Origin of the sequence: Streptomyces sp. Inha503, from assembly GCF_047215865.1 — a bacterium.
GTDB classification, from domain to species: domain Bacteria; phylum Actinomycetota; class Actinomycetes; order Streptomycetales; family Streptomycetaceae; genus Streptomyces; species Streptomyces lycopersici.
In genome coordinates this window covers 4445369-4466536 of sequence record NZ_CP178360.1, presented here as the reverse complement: position 1 = coordinate 4466536, position 21168 = coordinate 4445369, and the positions used below count along the sequence as shown (strand labels likewise).

General features: G+C 71.0%; 18 protein-coding genes. 10 read left to right on the top strand and 8 right to left on the bottom strand.

Annotated elements, in window-relative coordinates; genetic code table 11:
- Window positions 1-37 precede the first annotated feature (37 nt).
- Window positions 38-850, bottom strand: coding sequence for a serine hydrolase domain-containing protein (locus ACJX2R_RS18675; protein ID WP_413101058.1), 813 nt, complete (start codon window positions 848-850; stop codon window positions 38-40).
- A gap of 658 nt (window positions 851-1508) precedes the next feature.
- Here ACJX2R_RS18675 and ACJX2R_RS18670 point away from each other — a divergent pair.
- Together ACJX2R_RS18670 and ACJX2R_RS18665 are read left to right on the top strand one after the other, a co-directional pair.
- A complete protein-coding gene (locus ACJX2R_RS18670) occupies window positions 1509-1973 on the top strand; it encodes a MerR family transcriptional regulator (RefSeq protein WP_413101057.1) in 465 nt (154 codons plus the stop codon).
- Window positions 1970-3001: an aldo/keto reductase gene (locus ACJX2R_RS18665; RefSeq protein ID WP_413101056.1), complete on the top strand. Its 1032-nt coding sequence runs from the start codon at window positions 1970-1972 to the stop codon at window positions 2999-3001. The genes ACJX2R_RS18670 and ACJX2R_RS18665 overlap by 4 nt, the downstream gene beginning before the upstream one ends.
- A gap of 398 nt (window positions 3002-3399) precedes the next feature.
- Here ACJX2R_RS18665 and ACJX2R_RS18660 read toward each other — a convergent pair whose 3' ends face one another.
- The 6 genes from ACJX2R_RS18660 to ACJX2R_RS18635 all read right to left on the bottom strand — a co-directional run bounded on the left by ACJX2R_RS18660 (window position 3400) and on the right by ACJX2R_RS18635 (window position 9889).
- Entirely contained in the window at window positions 3400-4611 is a 1212-nt protein-coding gene (locus ACJX2R_RS18660) for an alpha/beta hydrolase (protein WP_413101055.1), read from the bottom strand.
- A gap of 174 nt (window positions 4612-4785) precedes the next feature.
- Complete coding sequence (locus ACJX2R_RS18655; RefSeq protein WP_201855546.1) at window positions 4786-5463, bottom strand: response regulator; 678 nt, start codon at window positions 5461-5463, stop codon at window positions 4786-4788.
- Window positions 5460-6833: a sensor histidine kinase gene (locus ACJX2R_RS18650; RefSeq protein WP_413101054.1), complete on the bottom strand. Its 1374-nt coding sequence runs from the start codon at window positions 6831-6833 to the stop codon at window positions 5460-5462. The genes ACJX2R_RS18655 and ACJX2R_RS18650 overlap by 4 nt, the downstream gene beginning before the upstream one ends.
- Window positions 6834-7832 (bottom strand): DUF4429 domain-containing protein, encoded by a 999-nt coding sequence (locus tag ACJX2R_RS18645; RefSeq protein WP_413101053.1) that lies wholly within the window; start codon window positions 7830-7832, stop codon window positions 6834-6836.
- An 85-nt stretch (window positions 7833-7917) separates the two neighbouring features.
- Window positions 7918-9123 carry an alpha/beta hydrolase family protein gene (locus tag ACJX2R_RS18640; RefSeq protein ID WP_262704068.1) on the bottom strand — a complete coding sequence of 402 codons (1206 nt, stop codon included), beginning with the start codon at window positions 9121-9123 and terminating at the stop codon, window positions 7918-7920.
- 100 nt (window positions 9124-9223) lie between these two features.
- Window positions 9224-9889 carry a TetR family transcriptional regulator gene (locus tag ACJX2R_RS18635; RefSeq protein ID WP_413101052.1) on the bottom strand — a complete coding sequence of 222 codons (666 nt, stop codon included), beginning with the start codon at window positions 9887-9889 and terminating at the stop codon, window positions 9224-9226.
- Between the two features lie 127 nt (window positions 9890-10016).
- Here ACJX2R_RS18635 and ACJX2R_RS18630 point away from each other — a divergent pair, with 127 nt between their 5' ends.
- Window positions 10017-11618 carry an MFS transporter gene (locus ACJX2R_RS18630; RefSeq protein WP_413101051.1) on the top strand — a complete coding sequence of 534 codons (1602 nt, stop codon included), beginning with the start codon at window positions 10017-10019 and terminating at the stop codon, window positions 11616-11618.
- 117 nt (window positions 11619-11735) lie between these two features.
- On the top strand, window positions 11736-12122 hold the full coding sequence (locus ACJX2R_RS18625) for a peptidase inhibitor family I36 protein (RefSeq protein WP_413101050.1): 387 nt from the start codon (window positions 11736-11738) through the stop codon (window positions 12120-12122).
- Window positions 12123-13306: 1184 nt separating this feature from the next.
- Here the strand turns inward: ACJX2R_RS18625 and aceE are convergent.
- Window positions 13307-16036, bottom strand: a complete 2730-nt coding sequence (gene aceE / locus ACJX2R_RS18620) for a pyruvate dehydrogenase (acetyl-transferring), homodimeric type (RefSeq protein ID WP_413101049.1) — start codon at window positions 16034-16036, stop codon at window positions 13307-13309.
- A gap of 471 nt (window positions 16037-16507) precedes the next feature.
- Here aceE and ACJX2R_RS18615 point away from each other — a divergent pair, with 471 nt between their 5' ends.
- The 6 genes from ACJX2R_RS18615 (at window position 16508) to ACJX2R_RS18590 (ending at window position 21144) form a co-directional block, all read left to right on the top strand.
- A complete protein-coding gene (locus tag ACJX2R_RS18615) occupies window positions 16508-16948 on the top strand; it encodes a DUF3052 domain-containing protein (RefSeq protein ID WP_014060347.1) in 441 nt (146 codons plus the stop codon).
- Between the two features lie 163 nt (window positions 16949-17111).
- The gene (locus tag ACJX2R_RS18610; protein ID WP_262706310.1) at window positions 17112-17570 is read left to right on the top strand and encodes a peroxiredoxin; all 459 of its coding nucleotides are present in this window, start codon (window positions 17112-17114) and stop codon (window positions 17568-17570) included.
- Between the two features lie 125 nt (window positions 17571-17695).
- Window positions 17696-18271, top strand: a complete 576-nt coding sequence (locus ACJX2R_RS18605) for a TerD family protein (RefSeq protein ID WP_009718272.1) — start codon at window positions 17696-17698, stop codon at window positions 18269-18271.
- Between the two features lie 144 nt (window positions 18272-18415).
- Window positions 18416-18991, top strand: coding sequence for a TerD family protein (locus tag ACJX2R_RS18600; protein WP_413101048.1), 576 nt, complete (start codon window positions 18416-18418; stop codon window positions 18989-18991).
- A 51-nt stretch (window positions 18992-19042) separates the two neighbouring features.
- Window positions 19043-20236, top strand: a complete 1194-nt coding sequence (locus ACJX2R_RS18595; RefSeq protein ID WP_413101047.1) for a DUF475 domain-containing protein — start codon at window positions 19043-19045, stop codon at window positions 20234-20236.
- Window positions 20237-20415: 179 nt separating this feature from the next.
- Complete coding sequence (locus ACJX2R_RS18590; protein WP_262706307.1) at window positions 20416-21144, top strand: TerD family protein; 729 nt, start codon at window positions 20416-20418, stop codon at window positions 21142-21144.
- Window positions 21145-21168: the final 24 nt, after the last annotated feature.

Here is a 21168-nt window from a genome sequence, read left to right as displayed (position 1 = left end):
CGCGTACCGCCGGACACCCGTTATCCGAACGCGGCTGTTATCCCAGCTCGGCCAGGACCGCGTCGGTGAACGTGGGCCAGGCCTCGATCGCCCACGGGCCGAAGGCCCGGTCGGTCAGGGCCACACAGGCGGCGCCCGCGTCCGGGTCCACCCAGAGGAACGTCCCGGACTGGCCGAAATGCCCGAAGGTGCGGGGCGAGGAGGAGGCGCCGGTCCAGTGCGGCGACTTGCCGTCGCGTATCTCGAAGCCGAGCCCCCAGTCATTGGGCCGCTGATGTCCGTAGCCGGGCAGCACACCCGTGAGACCCGGGTGCACCACGGAGGTGGCCCCGGCCAGCGTCTCGGCCGCCAGCAGCCGCGGGGCCTGAAGCTCCGCCGCGAAACGCACCAGGTCGTCCACGGTCGAGACGCCGTCCTTGGCGGGCGAGCCGGGCAGGTCGGTGGCGACCATGCCGAGCGGCTGGAGCACCGCCTGGCGCAGATACTCCGGGAACGGGATGTCCGTGGCCTTGGCGATGTGGTCGCCAAGCACCTCGAACCCGGCGTTGGAGTAGAGCCGGCGGTTGCCGGGCGCGGCGACCGAGCGGTGCTCGTCGAAGGCGAGCCCGGAGGTGTGCGCCAGCAGATGGCGCACGGTGGAGCCCTCGGGCCCCGCCGGCTCGTCCAGCTCCACCGCGCCCTCCTCGACGGCGACCAGCGCGGCGTAGGCGGCGAGCGGCTTGGTGACCGAGGCGAGGGGGAACCGATGGCCGGTCGGGCCGTACGATCCCGCCAGGGTGCCGTCCGCGCGCACGACGGCGGCCGCCGCCGTCGGAACCGGCCAGTTCTCGATCGTCCGCAGGCTCTCCATGCCCATGAGCCTACGGGGTGCCCGGCGGGGGCCCTTTCCCTCCCCGCCCCTTCCCACAACCAGGAGCTCCGCCCTTGGACCCGGGGGTCGACGGGTCGACCGTCACCGTGATCGGCTGACCGGCCGGGGCGCCGATCGGGCGGCCTGCGATGGGGTGTTGCGCCTCTGGGCCCCCGGGGGTCGGGGAGCTGGCCGTGGTTGCGGTCGGCTGAACGGCCGGGGCGCCGACGGCGCCGCCTGCGACGTGGTGGTCGGGTGGCTGGCCGGTGGGCAGGGGCTCGGACGTCTGCGGGGAGGGCGGTGAGGGCGTGAGCGCCTGCACTGGCGGGTTGATTGCGGTCGGCGCGCCGGCGCGGTGGATGGCCGGGCGCGTCCGGGCCGTCCGGCGGGGTCTGGGGCGGAGCCCCAGTTTCGGGAAGGGGCGGGGAGGGGGAACGGCACGCCGCCGATGGCCGGGCGGGCACCCGCGTGGATCCGGGCCGTCCGGTCGGGGTTTGGGGCGGAGCCCCAGTTGAGGGGAGGGGTGGGGAGGGGAAGGACCCGCCGGGAGCGCCAAGGTTCCCCCAAATCTCGGCTTGCTTGGAGTGCACTCCAACTCAATAGCGTTGAAGACGTCGACGAGGTGTGCGGATCCGCGACCCGCGAGAGGTGAATCGGCATGACCGTGATGGAGAGCGCCCCGGTGAAGGCGCGGAAGAACTGCGCGGGGAGGACCGGGCACCCCCGGCCCACCGGGCAGGACCGCTACTCGATCAGCGAGGTCGTCGCCCACACCGGGCTGACCGCGCACACCCTGCGCTGGTACGAGCGGATCGGGCTGATGCCGCATGTCGACCGTACGAACACCGGCCAGCGCCGCTTCACCAACCGCGACCTGGACTGGCTCGACCTCGTCGGCAAGCTGCGGCTGACCGGGATGCCGGTCGCGGACATGGTCCGCTACGCCGAGCTGGTGCGGGAGGGCGAGCACACCTTCGCCGAGCGCGAGGAACTGCTGACCACGCACCGCGAGAACGTGCGGGAGCGGATCGCCGAGCTCCAGAGCACGCTCGAAGTCCTCGACTTCAAGATCGATGTCTATGCTGACGCCCGGAGGGCGTCGGAGAGGTTTGACCCCGTATGAGCGACAGCACCAACGAGACCATCGCGACCGTCGGCCTGGGGACCGGCGGACCCGAGGTCGGCGTCCAGGGCCTGGGCTGCATGGGCATGAGCTGGGCCTACGGACCGACCCACGACGAGGCGGAGGCGCGAGCCACGCTGGAGCGGGCCCTGGAACTGGGCGTCACGCTCTTCGACACCGCCGATGTCTACGGCTTCGGGCGGAACGAGGAGTTCATCTCCCCCTTCGTCCGGGCCAACCGCGACCGGATCACCCTGGCCACCAAGTTCGCCATCGAGCGCGACGAGAGCGACCCGTACGGCCGCCAGCGGATACGCAACGACCGCCCGTACATCCGCCAGGCCGTCGAGGGCAGCCTGCGCCGCCTCGGGGTGGACCATATCGACCTGTACTACATGCACCGGCGCAACCCCGAAGTGCCGCTGGAGGAGAGCGTCGGCGCCATGGCCGAGCTGGTGGCCGAGGGGAAGGTCACCCACCTCGGGCTGAGCGAGGTCACGGCGGACGAGCTGCGCGCGGCGCACGCGGTGCACCCCATCGCGGCGGTGCAGTCGGAGTGGTCGCTGTTCAGCCGCGACATCGAGGAGAGCGTGGTCGGGGCCGCCCGCGAGCTGGGCGTCGCCCTCGTGCCGTACTCGCCGCTCGGCCGCGGCTTCCTCACCGGCTCCTTCGTCCAGGCCGAGCAGGAGCTGGGCGAGGACGACTTCCGCCGCCGTCAGCCCCGCTTCACCGGCGACAACGCGGCCGCCAACGCCGCGCTGCTGGAGCCGCTCCGGAAGATCGCCGAGGCGCGCGGGGCCACCCTCGCCCAGATCGCGCTGGCCTGGGTGCAGCAGCAGGCCGAGGTGCACGGGCTCGCCGTGGTGCCGATCCCCGGCACCCGCACCCGCGCCCGGATCGAGCAGAACACCGGCGCCACCCGGATCGAGCTGAGCGCGGACGAGCTGGCCGTGCTGGAGCCGATCGCCGGACAGGTGGCGGGCGCCCGCTACGCCGACATGAGCGCGACGAGCGCGGGCCGGGAGTAGCCTGCGGCGCCGGGCCGCGGTGGGGGAGACCGCCGGTGCGCGGTGCTGCCGGTGCGCCGGGCAGCCCGTGGTTTCCGCAGGGCGGAGGGACGTCGGGCCGGGCGCGGCGTACCGGGCATGGCGGTGCCGCCGGTGCGCGGCGCTGCCGGGTGCAGGGGCGCGTTCGGTCAGACATGCCGGGTGGACGCCCGGGACGCAGCGGGCGGTCGCCGGGATACGACGGTGGGTGTCGAGCCGTGACGGCGGGCGGCTGGGACGCGGCGGGCGGCCACCCGTATGCGACGGCGGGCGGTCGGCCGTAGCGGCGGCCGCCAGGGCGCGGCGGGTGGCCGATGGCACCCGGCACCACCAGATGCCGGGCCGGACGCGGCACCACCAGATGCCGGGCCGGGCGGCGGTCAGCCGAGGCCCTGGCGGCAGTCCGGCCCCGTGCCCGGACCGCCGCCGTCCTCCTCCGCGCACCGCACCTCGTCGAAGTCCCCCAGCGCGATCCGCGAGAAGTTGCGCAGCGAATCCGTCCCCGGAGCGAAGTAGCCGGTGTGCCCGTGGGCGCTCTCGGAGGAGACCACCCGGGCGCCGAAGGACGGATCGGTCGGGTCGTCGCCGTGGCCCAGGCCCAGGAAGTCATAGCCGGTCACCCGGCGGATCCAGTCGGTGCGGTCCCGGGCCGCCCAGACCCGGGCCCCGGTGCGCAGGGACTCGGCGCTGTCCGCGCGCATCCCCGGGCTGCCCAGCACCACCAGGTCGGAGACGCGGGCGCGGTCCATCGCGGAGGCGGCGAGCCCGCAGACCACCGAGCCGTAGCTGTGGCAGAAGACGGCGGGCGGGGCGTCGGCGGTGGTCGCGGTGGTCACGGCGAGCCCGGCCAGAAACCGGTCCAGGCGGGGCGCGCCCGCCTCGGCCAGCCGGCTGGTGGCGGCGTCCGGGCCGAGCCCGACCGGGGTGGTGTAGCCGACCCAGGCGATGACGGCGGTCGGGGTCGCGGGCGCGTCCTCGGCCATCTGGGCCCGCAGCGACCGGGCCATTCCGGCCGGGGTGCCGTACGGGTCGCCCGTGCGGTCGAAGTCGTCCAGGTCGATGTCCGAACCGGGCACGATCACGGCCGTGCGGCGGGCCGCCGCCAAGTCCCCGTACACCTCCGCCACCTGGCCGCGCCCGCGCGGATCGAAGGCGAGGATCCGGCGGCCGGGCTCCAGCAGCGCCGCGTACCGCTCGGCGAGCGGGCTCGTCGGATCGGCCTCGCGCTCCTTGTGCCAGGCGGCCCGGATCGCCCGGGAGTTGGCCTCGTACCGCAGGTTCAGCGGTGCCCCGTCCAGATTGCCCACCACCTCGGGGTGCCGGATGACCAGCGCCTTCCGCTGGACCTCGGTGAGCCGGTCGAAGAACCGGGCGATCCCGGCGGGCGAGACGGTGGCCGGATCGGGCAGCTCGCGCCCGGCCCCGCCCAGCGAATGGTCCGCCAGCCATGCGGCGGTCCCCGGTGGCGGCCCGGTGATGGCCTGCTCCTCGTGGGCCACCGTCCAGCCGGCCGTCCCCGCCATGACGGTGATGGTGAGCGCCGCGGTGATCAGGCGTCGTGCGTAGTGCCTGGTGCGTAGCGTCTGGGACATGGCGGCGGCTTTCCCTCTTCCGTCAGCGGTTCCGTCGGTGTTCCGTCGGCGGTTCCGTCGGTGGTTTCCACCGGTGGCGGAGGGAAAGGTAGAGAGGCGTCGGGTGGCGGTACGTCACCCCCCGGTGCCAAGTGGGGTGTCATACCCCAGTAGGGGGTGGCCGCGCGGCCGGGGTCATTGGCCGGGCGTCACCAGGCCCGATTCATAGGCGAAGATCACCGCCTGGGCGCGGTCGCGAAGACCCAGTTTGGCCAGCACCCGGCCGATGTGCGTCTTCACCGTCTGCTCCGCGAGCACCAGCGACTCGGCGATCTCCTGGTTGGACAGGCCGCGGGCGATCAGCTCCAGCACCTCGGTCTCCCGCGGCGTCAGCCCGCTGCGCCGCAGGGCCGGGCCGTCGCGGCGCGGGGCGGGGCGCTGGCGGGCGAAGTCGGCGATCAGCCGGCGGGTGACGGACGGGGCGAGCAGCGCCTCGCCCGCCGCCACCACCCGGACCGCGGAGATCAGATCGGCCGGCGGGGCGTCCTTCAGCAGAAAGCCGCTGGCCCCGGCGCGCAGCGCCTCGTAGACGTAGTCGTCCACGTCGAAGGTGGTGAGCATCAGGACCTTGGGCCGGTGGGTGACCCCGCGCGGCGGGTCCAGCAGCCGACGGGCCGCCTCGAGCCCGTCCATCTCGGGCATCCGGACGTCCATCAGCACCACGTCGGGGTGGCTGCGGCGGCTGACCTCCACACCCTCCCGCCCGTCCGGCGCCTCGCCGACGACGTCGATATCGCTCTGCGCGGCGAGCAGGGCGGCGAACCCCGCCCGCACCATCGCCTGGTCGTCGACGATGATCACCTTGATGGTCATGGCGCGTCCGTCTCTTCGAGGTCTACCAGGGGGAGGCGGGCCGCGACACGGAAGCCGCCGTCGGCCAGCGGGCCGGTGTCGAGCATGCCGCCGACCAGCCGTACCCGCTCGACCATGCCGACGAGGCCATGGCCGGTGCCGCTGGTCTCCAGGGGTTTGGTGGGCGCGCTGTGGGCCGGGCCGTTGACCACCAGCAGGGTCAGCGCCGAGCCGTCCTCGGCGGAGATGGCCACGCGGGTGGCCGCGCCCGGTGCGTGGCGCACCACGTTGGCCAGCGCCTCCTGCACGATGCGGTACGCGGACAGCCCCACGGCCTGTGGCAGCGGTTCGAGCTCGGCCACGTCGTCCGCGATGGTCAGGGTGGTCGGTATCCCGGCCCGTACCGTCGCCTCGACCAGCTGTGGGACCTGCCGCAGCCCCGGCTGCGGCGCCCGCTCCCCGCGGGTCTCCTCGCTGCGCAACACGCCCAGCAGCCGCCGCATTTCGGCGAGCGACTCCCGGGCGGTGGCGGCGATGGTGGAGAACTCCCGCTCCGCCTCGGTGGGCAGACCGCCGATCCGGTACGGGGCGCTGTCCGCCTGCACGGTGATCACCGACATGTGGTGGGCGACCACATCGTGCAGCTCACGGGCGATCCGGGTGCGCTCCTCCAGCAGGGTGCGATGGGCCCGTTCGGCCTCGCTGATCGTCTCCTGCTCGGCCAGCCGCCGCTGGGCGTCCCCGCGCTCGCGCAGCGCCCCGGCGACGAGCAGCACCACGCCACTGAGCACGAACAGCACCACATTGCTGCCGTTGCTCTTGTCCGGGAAGGCCATGCCGAGCGCCAGTCCCGCGGTGCCGGTGACCAGCCACACCGCCACCAGGGTGCGGCGCGGTTCGCGCAGCGCGAGGGCGAGCAGCAGGAAGAGATAGCCGATGATGGCGCCCGGCAGCCAGGGCCACACCCGGTTCTCCAGGTGGTCCGCGGTGCCGAGCACCACCAGGGCACAGACCAGGTCGGAGAGGAAGACGATCCACCACGCCTGGAGGGGGCGGGTGACGGACAGCAGCAGCGGGCTGCCCTGGACGATGCCGAGCAGTGTGGCGACGCCGCCGCCCAGCCCGTAGTCATGGGAGAGCATCTGGGCGGTGGTGGGGACCAGGATCGTGGTGAGGACCATCGCCACGCCGTACGGCACCCTGCGCAGCCAGTTCCTGGGCGACTGGGCGAACAGCGGTGTCGCCGGATAGCTGGGGGTCACCAGGGCCCGGGCGAGGCCGCCCGCCTGCCGCCGGGCGGCCTTGGGCAGGCTCTCGTGCGCGGTGGAGGACGCGGTGGTCGATGCGGCGCCGGCGGCCTCGTCGGCCGGTGCGGAGGAGGGACCGGACACTTACAGCTCCGCCAGCAGCTCGGCCTTCTTCGCGCTGAACTCGTCGTCGGTCAGCAGCCCGGCCGTGTGCAGCTCGCCCAGGTGACGGATGCGCTCGGCGATGTCGGCGGGGTCGCGGCGCGGGGCGGCGGCCCGGTTCGGGGCCGGGGCGCCCTCGGCGCACGGCACGGGGGAGGAGGCCCGTATGGCCTCCAGGACGGCCGCGGCGAACGGCAGCGACTGGTGGACGAGGCCGTAGCCCATCCCGAAGACGACGGCCGCCGGGTCCCGGTCGGGGCGGTCGGCGGGCCGGCCCTCGGCGGAGCGCCGCAGCAGCCGCAGATGGCCGTGGCCACCGCCCTTGGGGGAGACCTTGCCGGTGCCGTTCCTGGCCGTGCCGTCCTTGGCGGAACCCCCTTTGGCCGCACCGGCCCTGGCGGCGCCCTCCTTGGGGGCGGTGCCCGCCGAGCCGCGGCTCTCCGGCGAGCGCCACTCCACACCGGTGAGTTCGTCGATCCGGAAGCGCTGGTCTCCGACCTTCCACTTCTCCGAGGAGGCGCCGGTCCAGAACCAGCGGAAGGAGATGGCCTTGCCGTCGAAGGACGCCTTGCCGTCGTACGCCTTGAAGGACAGCGGCGGCGGGGGCACGGTCACCAGATGCGCCTCGGCCGCGGTGTCCGCCTCGGGGCCGAGGGACTCGCGTATCCGCTCGGCGTAGTAGTCGGCGAGGGTCTCCCGCTCGGCGGGCAGCACCAGGCGGTACGGGTCGTACGCCTCCCTGAGCTGGCCGTCGGCGGCGTCCATCAGCGGGTCGGCGCCCGGTCTTGGCACGGCGCGCAGCACCACCGTTCCGCGTTTGCCCACGGCGAGCTCCACCCCGGACAGCGCCTCGAAGGGGATGCGGCGTTCGCCGAGCGCCTGAAGCAGCTTCGGCGTGCGGATCCCCCGTTCGAAGCGGATGAGCATGGAGTCGGTGTCGAACTCCCAGACGGTCTGAAAACCGGCCAGCACATCACCCATGCGGCTCATCGTATGCGGCGGTGGCCCGCCCGTCCCCCTTTGAGGCTACGCGCGTCACTAGAGTTTCCGGTGTTTATGCCGGGCGTCAGCGTAGCCCCGCGGTGCAGTCGTCGCCGTCGCCGCAGCTCACGGACTGGACAGCACCGATTCCCACCCGCGCGAAGTTGTCCAGGCTGGTCGTGCCCGGTTCGAAGTATCCGGCGTGTCCATCCGCCCCGTCCGCGGCCAGTACCCGGGCGCCGAAGCCGGAGGAGACCGGGTCCGCGCCGTGGCCCAGCCCGCCGAACTCCAGATGCGGAATGTCCTCGATCCAGTCGCCGGAGTCGCGCATCGCCCACACCCGAGCGCTGGTGCCCAGATCGGAGACGTGGCTCGCGCGCATCCCGGGGCTGCCGGCCACCGCGATGTCGGTGACCTTGGGCGGCAGGTCGCGGGCGGCGACCCCGCACACCACCGAGCCGTAGCTGTGGCACATCAGCGACACCCGGGAGAGCGAGGGCAGCCCGTTGACCAGCGCGCGCAGCCGCACCGCGCCCTGGGCGGCCAGCTTGCCGGTGGCCGCGTCCATGCCGATCCCGGCCGGGGTGGTGTAGTCGGCCCAGGCGATGACGGCCGTCTTGGTGTCGGGGGCGTCGGCCCGCTCGTTGTCGTAGAGCGCGCGGGCCATGCCGACCGTGGCGGTGTACGGGCGCTCGGTCTTCTGGAAGGTCAGGATGTCGGTGTCCACGCCCGGCACCACGATCGAGACCCGGTTGGCGTGGGCGAGGTCGCCGAAGACCTCGGCGGCCCGGCCGGCGCCCGAGGGGTCGAACGAGAGGATCTGCCGCCCGGCGCCCAGCAGGTCCTCGTAGCGGTGCATCCGGCGTGTCGCGTCCGAGCGGCCCATCGGGGTGAGCCGGGGGTCGTGGATCCGCTTGCGCTCATCGGCGCGCGCCTTGAACAGGGCGACGCGGTTGGCGCGGTAGCGCAGGGCCACCGGCGCGCCGTTGAGATTCCCCACGGCCAGCGGATAGCGCCGCACCACCCGGTCCGTCTGGGCCTTGGTGAGCGAGCCGAACCAGCGGCCGAGGGTGCGCGGCGAGCCGTACGGGTCGGGCAGCGCGCGGCCGCCGAGCGATCCGTGGCGCCAGGCGTCCATCGACGCGGAGAGCGCGTCCGGGGCTCCTCTGTGGCTCCGTATGGCCGTCCAGCCGGTCGTGGCGAGGAGGACGAAGACCACCGCCAGCGCGAGCAGGGCGCGCCAGGCGGTGGAACCGGGAGAGGGGGAGCCGAGCTCCGAGAAGGAAGTCACCGCGGGACACCCTAGGAGAAGCGCGGCGTCGCGTGCCAAATCCCGTGATTCATATCACGTTTGAAGGCGGGAATGCTTGGGAGATATGCCGATATTGATGCTATTTATCCCATTTCTCGGCGAGGGCGGGACCCACGTAATCAAGATGGAACGCGGTGAGGTCTTGCAAGGTGGCGACGCTGTCCTCCTCACCCTCGGTCCACAGCTTCCCGGCCACCCGGATCACCCCGCCGAACATGGCGACCACCAGCCGGGGCCGCGGGTCGGCGTCGATGTCCAGCCCCTCGCGGCGGGCGATCTCGCGCGCCAGCCGCTCCTCCATCTCCGCGATGCGGCGCAGATGGACCGCGAGCAGGCTCGGCGTCGACTCGATCACCCGGTACATCCGCATATGGAGCTCGGGCGGCACCAACTGCTCGATGTCGCCCCCGATGCTTCCCCAGGCGTCGAGGACCGCGCCGCGCAGCGCGGCCAGCGGCGCCTCGTCCGCGGGGCGTCCGCACAGGGCGGCGAAGAAGTGGCACTCGGCCGCCTCCTGGCTCGCGAAGGCGACCTCCTCCTTGTTGGCGAAGTACCGGAAGAAGGTGCGCTGTGAGACCTGGACCGCCTCGGCGATCTCGTCGACCGTCGTCCGCTCGTATCCCTGACGGGTGAACAACTCCAGCGCGGAGCGCACCAGGGCGCTTCGCGTCCGCTGCTTCTTGCGCTCGCGCAGCCCGGCCGGTGGCGGCGTCGTCGTGCCCGCCACTGCCTCGTCCGTCGTCACCTATCGGCTCGCTTTCTGCCGGTGTGGGGCCGCGTCGCGGCTGCTCAGAATACCTGTGACAAAAACGTCAGCTACCGGCGGATGAATCGGTTTGTCAATTGTCAGACGCTGACATTAGCCTCCGGTCATGACCTCTTCGACCACCGTCGCCGATTCGGCGTCGGAACCTCCCATAGCCGATGCCCCGAAGGGGCTTCGGGGTCATCCATGGCTGACGCTTCTCACCGTCGCCCTCGGCGTGACGATGGTCGCCCTCGACGGCACGATCGTCGCCATCGCCAACCCGGCCATCCAGAAGGACCTCGGCGCCTCGCTCGCCGATGTGCAGTGGATCACCAATGGCTATCTGCTCGCCCTCGCCGTCGCGCTGATCACGGCGGGCAAGCTGGGTGACCGCTTCGGCCACCGGCAGACCTTCCTCATCGGCGTCGTCGGCTTCGCCATCTCCTCGGCCGCCATCGGCTTCTCCGGCGAGGTGTCGCTCGTCGTGGCGTTCCGGGTGCTACAGGGCCTGTGCGGCGCGCTGCTGATGCCCGCGGCGCTCGGGCTGCTGCGCGCCACCTTCCCCGCCGAGAAGCTCAACATGGCCATCGGCATCTGGGGCGCGGTGATCGGCGCCTCCACCGCCGCCGGGCCCATCGTCGGCGGACTGCTCGTCGAGCACGTCAACTGGCAGTCGGTCTTCTTCATCAACGCGCCCGTCGGCGTGCTGGCCGTGGTCCTCGGTCTGCTGCTCCTGGTGGACCACCGCGCCGAGAAGGCCCCGCGGTCCTTCGACGTCCCCGGCATCGTGCTGCTGTCCGGCGCGATGTTCTGCCTCATCTGGGCGCTGATCAACGCCGCCGACTGGCACTGGACCGACCAGCGCACGCTGCTCTTCCTGGGTCTGGCGGCGGTCTGCTTCGCCGTCTTCGTCTTCTGGGAGAACCGGACGGCGGAGCCGCTGCTGCCGCTCAGCATGTTCCGCTCGGTGCCGCTGAGCGCGGGCACCGTGCTGATGGTGCTGATGGCCTTCGGCTTCATGGGCGGGCTGTTCTTCGTCACCTTCTATCTCCAGAACGTGCACGGGATGAGCCCCGTCGACAGCGGGCTGCGGCTGTTGCCGCTCACCGCGATGATGATCGTCGCCTCGCCGCTGGCCGGTGCGCTGATCACCAAGTTCGGGCCGCGGGCGCCGCTGGTGATCGCCATGACGATCACCGCCGTGGCGATGTTCGGGATGTCCCGGCTGGACGTGGACAGCGGCGGCCTCGAGATGGCCGTGTGGTTCGCCCTGCTGGGCCTCGGCCTCGGCCCGGTCATGGTCGGCGCCACGGAGGTCATCGTCGGCAACGCCCCGATCCAGCACGCCGGTGTCGCCGGCGGTCTCCAGCAGGCCGCGATGCAGGTCGGCGGCAGCCTCGGTACGGCCGTCCTGGGCGCGGTCATGGCGGGCCGGGTGGACAGCGCGCTGCCGGACAAGTGGGCCGGCGCCGGGCTGCCGCCGATGCCCGAGGGTGCGGAGTCCAAGGCGTCGGACGCGGTCGAGGTCGGTATCGCCCCCGTCCCCAAGGGCACTCCGCCGGAGGTCGCGGGCAAGATCACGGCCGTCGCGCATGACACCTTCGTGTCAGGGATGGGGCTCGCCTTCACGGTGGCCGCCGTCGTCTCGGTGGTCGCGGCCCTGGTGGCGGCCTTCACCAAGCGCGGTGAGAACGCGGACGCGTCCGGGGGCGCCGTCCACATCTGACCCCTCGCGGTCAACCCCCTATCAGGGTGGACCTTGATCGACCCCATGGTGGGGAACGGGAGCCGGCGGACAGGCTGGCTCCCGTTCTGTTCTTTCCACACGGGGAGCGAAAGCGTTATGCGCAAGATCATTACGGCCGCCGTCTCGGCCCTGGCCCTCACCACCACCCTCGCCGTCACCCTCGCCCCGGCCGCGGCGGCGGCCGGGCCCGCCGCACCACCGCGGCTGGGGAACTGCGCCGCCGGGCAGCTGTGCCTGTGGCGGAGCGGTGGCTTCACGGGGGCGCGCCAGACCCATGAACTGGCCGACGTCGACATCGAAAGCTGTGTCCCCCTGCCGTCCGGCACCACCGCCGCGGCCCTGGCGAACCGTACGGGGCGCCCGGTGACGGCGTATCAGAGCCGCGAATGCGCCGAGACGGCGGAGTTCCACACCTACCCCACCGGCACCTGGGCCCCCGAAACCCCGTACCAGGTCCGGGCCTTCAAGATCTGGGAACGCTGACCCGGGGGGCCGGGGCCCGCACTGGGTCCCGCTGCTTGGGTGGGGGCCCGGGGGCTGATTGCTCCCCGACCCGCCCCTTCCCGAACCAGGGGCCCCGCCCCTGGACCCCGGACCCCCTCCGGGCCTGTCCTCAAGCGTCCCGCCGGACGGTCGTGGGTGGCCCGGCCGCCGTCCGTGGGGCACCATGCCCCGGCGCGGCTCCGCCGTCATCGGGGCCGGCCGAGGGGCCGAGCCCGACGCCCGGCCGGGATCCGGGCCCTGGAGGTCCGGGGGCCCGAACTCCCGGGGGCCTGGGGCTTGGGGTCCGGGATCCCGCTGCTTGGGTGGGGGTCTGGGGGAGGGTTGTTCCCCGACCCGCCCCTTCCCGAACCAGGGGCCCCGCCCCTGGACCCCGGCCCCCTTCGGGCTTGTCCTCAAGCGTCCCGCCGGACGGTCGTGGGTGGCCCGGCCGCCGTCCGTGGGGCACCATGCCCCGGCGCGGCTCCGCCGTCATCGGGGCCGGCCGAGGGGCCGAGCCCGACGCCCGGCCGGGATCCGGGCCCTGGAGGTCCGGGGGCCCGAACTCCCGGGGGCCTGGGGCTTGGGGTCCGGGATCCCGCTGCTTGGGTGGGGGTCTGGGGGAGGGTTGTTCCCCGACCCGCCCCTTCCCGAACCAGGGGCCCCGCCCCTGGACCCCGGCCCCCTTCGGGCTTGTCCTCAAGCGTCCCGCCGGACGGTCGTGGGTGGCCCGGCCGCCGTCCGTGGGGCACCATGCCCCGGCGCGGCTCCGCCGTCATCGGGGCCGGCCGAAGGGCCGAGCCCGACGCCCGGCCGGGATCCGGGGCCAGGGGTCCGGGGGCCCGAACTCCCGGGGGCCCGGGGTCCGGGGCTTGGCGCCTGGGGCCCGGGTGCGGGGCCTGGGGTCCGGGGTGCGGGGCCTGGGGTGCGGGGCCTGGGGGCCGGGAGTCTGGGTCCGGCTCCCGGGGCCGGGGCCGTGTCCGGGCCTCGGAGTCCGGGGCCGGGGGCCGGGGCGGAGCCCCTGGGCCTGGTGGGGGAGGGCGGGGCGCCGTGCGCCCCGCCTTCAAGTAACCCCTGGCGCCTGGGGCGCAGCCCCGGGCGCCAGGGGATCGGGGCGCACGACGACGCGGGGCGGGCTGGAGAGTTCCAGCCCGCCCCGCGTCACGGGTTACCGCCGTCGAAGACGGCTACGCGTCGCCGCCTGCCGGGCCCGGGTCGGCCGCGGCCACGTCCAGGAGCTGGTAGCGGTCGATCGCCTGCTTGAGGGCAGAGCGGTCGATCTTGCCGTCGCGGGCCAGCTCCGTCAGGACGCCGAGCACGATCGACTCGGCGTCGATGTGGAAGAAGCGCCGCGCCGCGCCGCGGGTGTCGGCGAAGCCGAAGCCGTCCGCGCCCAGCGACTGGTACGTGCCGGGCACCCAGCGCGCGATCTGGTCGGGAACCGCACGCATCCAGTCGGAGACGGCCACCTTCGGGCCCTCCACGTCCGCGAGCTTCCGGGTGACATACGGAACGCGCTGCTCCTCCTCCGGGTGGAGCAGGTTGTGCTCCTCCACCTCGATGGCGTCCCGGCGCAGCTCGTTCCAGGACGTGGCCGACCAGACATCCGCCTTGACGTTCCAGTCCTCGGCCAGGATGCGCTGGGCCTCGAGCGCCCACGGCACCGCGACACCGGAGGCGAGGATCTGCGCCGGTACGGAGCCCTTCTCGCCCTGCCGGAAGCGGTAGAGGCCCTTGAGGATGCCCTCGCGGTCCACGTTCTCGGGCTCGGCCGGGTGCTGGATCGGCTCGTTGTAGACGGTGAGGTAGTAGAAGACGTCCTCACTGTTCTCGCCGTACATCCGGCGCAGACCGTCCTGGACGATATGGGCGATCTCGAAGCCGAACGCCGGGTCGTACGCGACGACCGCCGGGTTGGTCGAGGCCAGCAGCTGGGAGTGGCCGTCTGCGTGCTGGAGCCCCTCACCGGTCAGGGTCGTACGACCGGCGGTCGCGCCCAGTACGAAGCCGCGCGCCAGCTGGTCGGCCATCTGCCAGAACTGGTCACCGGTGCGCTGGAACCCGAACATCGAGTAGAAGACGTAGACCGGGATCAGCGGCTCGCCATGCGTGGCGTACGCGGAGCCCGCCGCGATCAGCGAGGCCGTACAGCCCGCCTCGGAGATGCCGTCGTGCAGCATCTGCCCGGTCGACGACTCCTTGTAGGCGAGCAGCAGCTCACGGTCGACCGACTCATACATCTGGCCCAGCGGCGAGTAGATCTTCGCCGAGGGGAAGAGCGAGTCCATGCCGAAGGTGCGGTACTCGTCGGGCGCGATCGGCACGAACCGCTTGCCGATCTCCTTGTCCCGCATCAGGTCCTTCAGCAGCCGCACGAACGCCATGGTGGTGGCGATCTGCTGCTGACCGGTGCCCTTCTTCAGCGTGGCGTAGGTCTTGTCGCCCGGCAGCTGAAGCGGCTTGGCGCGCACGACACGGGTCGGCGCGTAGCCGCCCAGCGCCTTGCGGCGGTCGTGCATGTACTGGATCTCCTCCGAGTCCCGGCCCGGGTGGTAGTACGGCGGGAGGCCGGACTCCAGCTCCTTGTCCGGGATCGGCAGGTGCAGCCGGTCGCGGAAGCGCTTGAGGTCGTCGACCGTCAGCTTCTTCATCTGGTGGGTCGCGTTGCGGCCCTCGAAGTTCGGGCCGAGCGTCCAGCCCTTGACGGTCTGCGCGAGGATCACCGTCGGCTGGCCCTTGTGGGCCTTGGCCGCCGAGTACGCCGCGTAGATCTTCTTGTGGTCGTGACCGCCGCGGCCCAGGTGCAGGATCTGGTCGTCGGTCATGCCCTCGACCATCTTGCGCAGCCGCTGGTCGTCACCGAAGAAGTGGTCGCGGATATAGGCGCCGGTCTCGGTCGCGTACGTCTGGAACTGACCGTCCGGCGTCGTGTTCAGCCGGTTGACCAGGATGCCGTCGCGGTCCTGCGCCAGCAGCGGGTCCCAGGTGCGGTCCCAGACCAGCTTGATCACGTTCCAGCCGGCGCCGCGGAACTGCGACTCCAGCTCCTGGATGATCTTGCCGTTGCCGCGCACCGGGCCGTCGAGCCGCTGGAGGTTGCAGTTGACCACGAAGGTCAGGTTGTCCAGGCCCTCACGGGCGGCCAGGGAGAGCTGGCCGAGCGACTCCGGCTCGTCCATCTCGCCGTCGCCCAGGAACGCCCAGACATGGGAGTTGGAGGTGTCGGCCACGCCGCGCGCCTCCATATAGCGGTTCATCCGCGCCTGGAAGATCGCGCCGAGCGGGCCCAGGCCCATGGAGACCGTCGGGAACTCCCAGAAGTCCGGCATTGACCGCGGGTGCGGGTAGCTGGACAGCGCGTGACCGAGCTTGGACTTCTCCTGACGGAATCCGTCCAGATGGTCCTCGCTCAGCCGGTCGAGCAGAAAGGCACGGGCGTAGATGCCGGGGGAGGCATGGCCCTGGAAGAAGATCTGGTCGCCGCTGTCGTGGTCCTTGCCGCGGAAGAAGTGGTTGAAGCCCACGTCGTACAGCGAGGCGGACGAGGCGAAGGTGGCGATGTGGCCACCGACCCCGATGCCCGGGCGCTGCGCCCGGGAGACCATCACCGCCGCGTTCCAGCGGGTCGCGTTGAGGACCTTGCGCTCGATCTCCTCGTTGCCGGGGAAGAACGGCTCGTCCTTGGTGGCGATGGTGTTGACGTAGTCCGTGCTGCGCATCTCGGGCACGGCGACGCGCTTCGCGCGGGCGCGCTCGATCAGGCGAAGCATCAGGTAGCGGGCACGTTCCCGGCCTCGCTCATCGACGGCTGCGTCGAGCGAGTCGAGCCATTCCTGGGTCTCTTCGGGATCGAAGTCCGGGACCTGGCTGGGAAGGCCGCCAATGATGATCGGGTTGCGATCGGATCCGGAAGCCACGCTATTCCTTCGCTTTTCGGTCGTGCTGTGCACGGACATGGATTCGTGCTCTGCTGCTGTCGCGCCGTTCTCCATCGTGTACCTCGGGTACGGGATGCGTCACCTCTACCCAGGGGTAACCATCACCAGGTGAGACGGGCGCTTCGGCGGCCGTCTCACGCGCGACGGCCGAATCGCAACCTTACGCCCACGACCGGGGTCGTCTGCGTACGACCGTTCGGCACGGGAGCGGCGTAGGGTGGCTAGACACACACGTAAGCCGGACATCCTCGGGCAATCCGGTCGGCCGCGCGCCGTTGCGTGCCGTTCCTCCATGATGGGAGTTGCGGCGACACGTCAACGTTTGGGCGGGATCGCTGGCCGGGTACTTGCGCGATCCGCCCGGCCCGTGTGGACTACGCCCAAGCCCTCGCGTACGCGCGCGGGGCGCACAGACTCGAAGAGTGAATGAAAGATGACAGGAGGCAATCCGTGAGCGCGACCGCGGACCACGCGGAGGAGCGGACCAACCCTGCCGCGAGGCTGGGTTTTCAGCCCGAACAGGTGGTCCAGGAGATCGGCTACGACGACGATGTCGACCAGGAGCTCCGCGAGTCCATCGAGGAGATCACCGGCCAGGAGCTCGTCGACGAGGAGTACGACGATGTGGCCGACGCCGTTGTGCTGTGGTTCCGGGAGGACGACGGCGATCTGACGGACGCGCTGGTGGACGCCATCCAGATGATCGACGACGGCGCACCGGTCTGGCTGCTGACGCCCAAGACCGGCCGTGACGGCTATGTCGAGCCGAGCGACATCAATGAGGCGGCGACCACTGCCGGCCTGTCCCAGACCAAGAGCTTCAACGCGGGCAAGGACTGGACGGGCAGCCGCCTGGTCACGCCCAAGGCCGCGCGCAGCGGCAAGCGCTGAGGCCGGCGAATCCACACCCCAGAGCCCCCCTCCGTTCCCTTACGGAGGGGGGCTCTGAGCGTAGGCTGGGCCGCGCAGCACATGATCAATTCAAACCTTGATCAATTGAAAGCTTGATCATGGCGAACATGATCTTCCGAACGTGACCGAAGGGATGGCTTCCATGGCGATAGAGGTCGGCGCGAAGGCCCCTGACTTCCAGCTGAAGAACCAGCACGGCGAGTCGGTCAGGCTCTCCGACTTCCGGGGCGAGAAGAACGTCGTACTGCTCTTCTACCCGTTCGCCTTCACCGGCGTGTGCACCGGCGAGCTGTGCGCGCTCCGCGACGAGCTGCCGACGTTCGTCAACGACGACGTCCAGCTGCTGGCGGTCTCCAATGACTCGCCCTTCAGCCTGCGGGTCTTCGCCGAGCGGGAGGGCCTTGAGTACCCCCTGCTGTCGGACTTCTGGCCGCACGGCGAGACCAGCCGCGCCTACGGCGTCTTCGACGAGGACAAGGGCTGCGCGGTGCGCGGCACCTTCGTGATCGACAAGGAGGGCGTGGTGCGCTGGACGGTCGTCAACGGCCTGCCCGACGCCCGGGACCTCAACGACTACGCCAAGGCCCTGGAGACCCTGTAGCCAAGGCCCGGCGAAACCCTGTAGCGGTGGGGAACCGCTCACTAGGATCGATGCGTTGATCCTGATGGGAAACCTTTGATGAAGGGGCACGCAGTGCTCCTGACGAACCTTTTTTGGGAGGACTCGTGGGAGTCAGCCTCAGCAAGGGCGGCAACGTCTCGCTGACCAAGGAAGCCCCGAACCTGACCGCGGTCGTCGTGGGTCTCGGCTGGGACGCCCGTACCACCACGGGCACGGACTTCGACCTCGACGCCAGCGCCCTGCTGACCAACGCCGAGGGCAAGGTCGGCAACGACCAGAACTTCGTCTTCTTCAACAACCTCAAGAGCCCCGACGGCTCCGTGGAGCACACCGGTGACAACATCACCGGTGAGGGCGAGGGCGACGACGAGCAGATCAAGGTGAACCTGGCGGGCGTCCCCGCCGATGTCGCCAAGATCGTCTTCCCGGTGTCGATCTACGACGCCGAGACCCGTCAGCAGAGCTTCGGCCAGGTGCGCAACGCCTTCATCCGCGTGGTGAACCAGGCCGACGGCAATGAGCTCGCCCGTTACGACCTCTCCGAGGACGCCTCCACCGAGACCGCCATGGTCTTCGGCGAGCTGTACCGGAACGGGGCGGAGTGGAAGTTCCGCGCCATCGGCCAGGGGTACGCCTCGGGTCTGCGCGGCATCGCGCAGGACTTCGGCGTCAACGTCTGAGCGACGTCCGAACGGGCCGTCGAAGGCCGCCGAAGGCCGTCGACAGGGCAATCATTCCGGCGCCGCACCCCCCGCGCCCCAGAGGCAGGGGTGCGGCGCCGGACGCGTATCACCCATGCAACACCGCGGGGAGGAAACAGCATCATGGGCGTCACACTCGCCAAGGGGGGCAATGTCTCCCTCTCCAAAGCCGCTCCGAATCTCACACAGGTGCTCATCGGCCTGGGCTGGGACGCGCGCTCCACCACCGGGGCGCCGTTCGACCTCGACGCCAGTGCCCTGCTGTGCCAGTCGGGGCGGGTGCTCGGCGATGAGTACTTCATCTTCTACAACAACCTCAAGAGCCCCGAGGGCTCCGTCGAGCACACCGGCGACAACCTCACCGGCGAGGGCGAGGGTGACGACGAGTCCCTGCTGATCGATCTGGGCAAGGTCCCGACCCAGGTCGACAAGATCGTCTTCCCGGTCTCCATCCATGAGGCCGAGGCCAGGCGCCAGACGTTCGGGCAGGTCAGCAATGCCTTCATCCGGGTGGTGAACCAGGCGGACGGCCAGGAGCTGGCCCGCTACGACCTCTCCGAGGACGCCTCCGGCGAGACCGCGATGATCTTCGGCGAGGTCTATCGCTACGGCGGCGAATGGAAGTTCAGGGCCGTGGGACAGGGGTACGCGTCGGGTCTGCGCGGCATCGCTCTAGACTTCGGAGTCAACGTTTCGTAAAACCGCGTAAAGCGCGCGGGGGAGACCTTACGACGAAGGATTGGGTAGGCAGTGCTCCTCAAAACCTTTGGTTGGTCGTTCGCCATCACGGCGATCGGTCTGGCCCTGGCCGGCGTCCTCTGGGGGTGGCAGGGGCTCGCCATCGTCGGGATCCTCTCGATCCTGGAGATCTCGCTCTCATTCGACAACGCGGTCATCAACGCGGGCATCCTGCGCAAGATGAACGCCTTCTGGCAGAAGATCTTCCTGACCATCGGCATCCTGATCGCCGTCTTCGGCATGCGGCTGGTCTTCCCGGTGATCATCGTCGCCGTCACGGCCAAGATGAGCCCCATCGAGGCCGTCGATCTCGCGATCAACGACAAGAACCAGTACGAGCACCTGGTCACGGCGGCGCATCCGGCGATCGCGGCCTTCGGCGGGATCTTCCTGCTGATGATCTTCCTCGACTTCATCTTCGAGGACCGGGACATCAGGTGGCTGGGGTGGCTGGAGAAGCCGCTCGCCAAGCTGGGCAAGCTGGACACGTTCTCGATCGTGGTCGCCCTGGTCGGCCTGCTGATCGCCGCCACCACCGTGGCCACCGACGTGGCCCACGGCGGCGGTGACAAGAGCGCCACCGTCCTGTTGTCCGGCGTCGCCGGTCTGCTCACCTATCTGATCGTCGGCGGCATCTCCGGCTACTTCGAGGACAAGCTCGAAGAGGAGGAGGACGAAGACGAGGACGACGAGGCCGGTGCGGCCGGGGACGAGGGCGACGAGGGCGCGAAGGCGGCCACGAACGCCCAGCTCAACGGCAGCGGCGGCCGTGGCTCCAGCGGCGCCTCCGTGGTCGGCCTGGCCGGCAAGGCCGCGTTCTTCCTCTTCCTCTACCTCGAGGTCATCGACGCGTCCTTCTCCTTCGACGGGGTCATCGGCGCCTTCGCGATCACCAACGACATCTTCGAGATGGCGCTGGGTCTGGGCATCGGCGCCATGTACATCCGGTCGCTGACCGTCTTCCTGGTCCGCCGGGGCACCCTGGACGACTACGTCTACCTGGAGCACGGCGCGCACTACGCGATCGGCGCGCTGGCCGTGATCCTGCTGGTCACGATCAAGTACGAGATCAACGAGGTCATCACCGGCCTGGTGGGCGTGGTGCTGATCGCCGCCTCGTACTGGTCCTCGGTCCGGCGCAACCGTAAGGAGGCGGCCGCCGGGGAGGATTCGGAGGCCAAGACGGAAGTCACCTCCGGAGTCTGACCGCCGGGGTGTGACACGGCGGCGTTTGAGGAACGCTCTGAGCGGGGCGGCCGAGGTCTTCGGATCTCCCGGCCGCCCCGCGGCAGTTGAACGGGCGGCAGACGGCTTGTGGGGCTGTTTCCGGGGCAGTCTTCTGCCAGCTTCGGGACAGCGAGCGACGAAGGGTGGGGGTGCGCACCATGGCGTTCTGGAACAACTGGGGAAGGTCCGCGTGGCGTCAGTTCGACAGCGGTGACGCGTCCGGTGTGGTCGAGCTGACCAAGCGGCATTCGTCGATCTCGCTGACCAAGCAGGGTGCCGCCACCGGCAATCTGCGCATCAACCTCTCCTGGCAGATGCGCACCTCGGACTTCAACAGCAGGGCGCGGCGCGGCTCGCTGCGCCATCCGCTACAGATGTTCAAGCCCGAGCCCGTGCAGGCCCAGGGACCCGCGTTGGTCAATGTCGACCTCGACCTCGCGGTGATGTACGAGCTGAAGAGCGGCGCCAAGGGCGTGGTGCAGCCGCTGGGCGAGTTCTTCGGCAATCTCAACGAGGCGCCGTACATCAAGCTCAGCGGCGACGACCGGTTCGGCTCCGGGTCCGGTGAGACGGTCTACGTCAACATGGACCACAAGGACGACATCAAGCGACTGCTCGTCTTCGTCTACATCTACGACGGCACCCCCGCCTTCGACCGCACCCACGGCCTGGTCACGCTCTATCCGAGCAATGGGCCGCGGGTGGAGATCGCGCTCGACGAGCGCGCCCCGCAGGCGCGCTCCTGCGCCGTCGTGCTGATCGAGAACGTCAAGGGCGAGATGATGGTCCGCCGCGAGGTGAAGTACGTCTACGGCTTCCAGGCGGAGCTGGACCGGCTGTACGGCTGGGGCCTCCAGTGGGGCCGGGGCTACAAGTCCAAGGTGTGACTCGGCTCACTCTCCGGCCCCCGC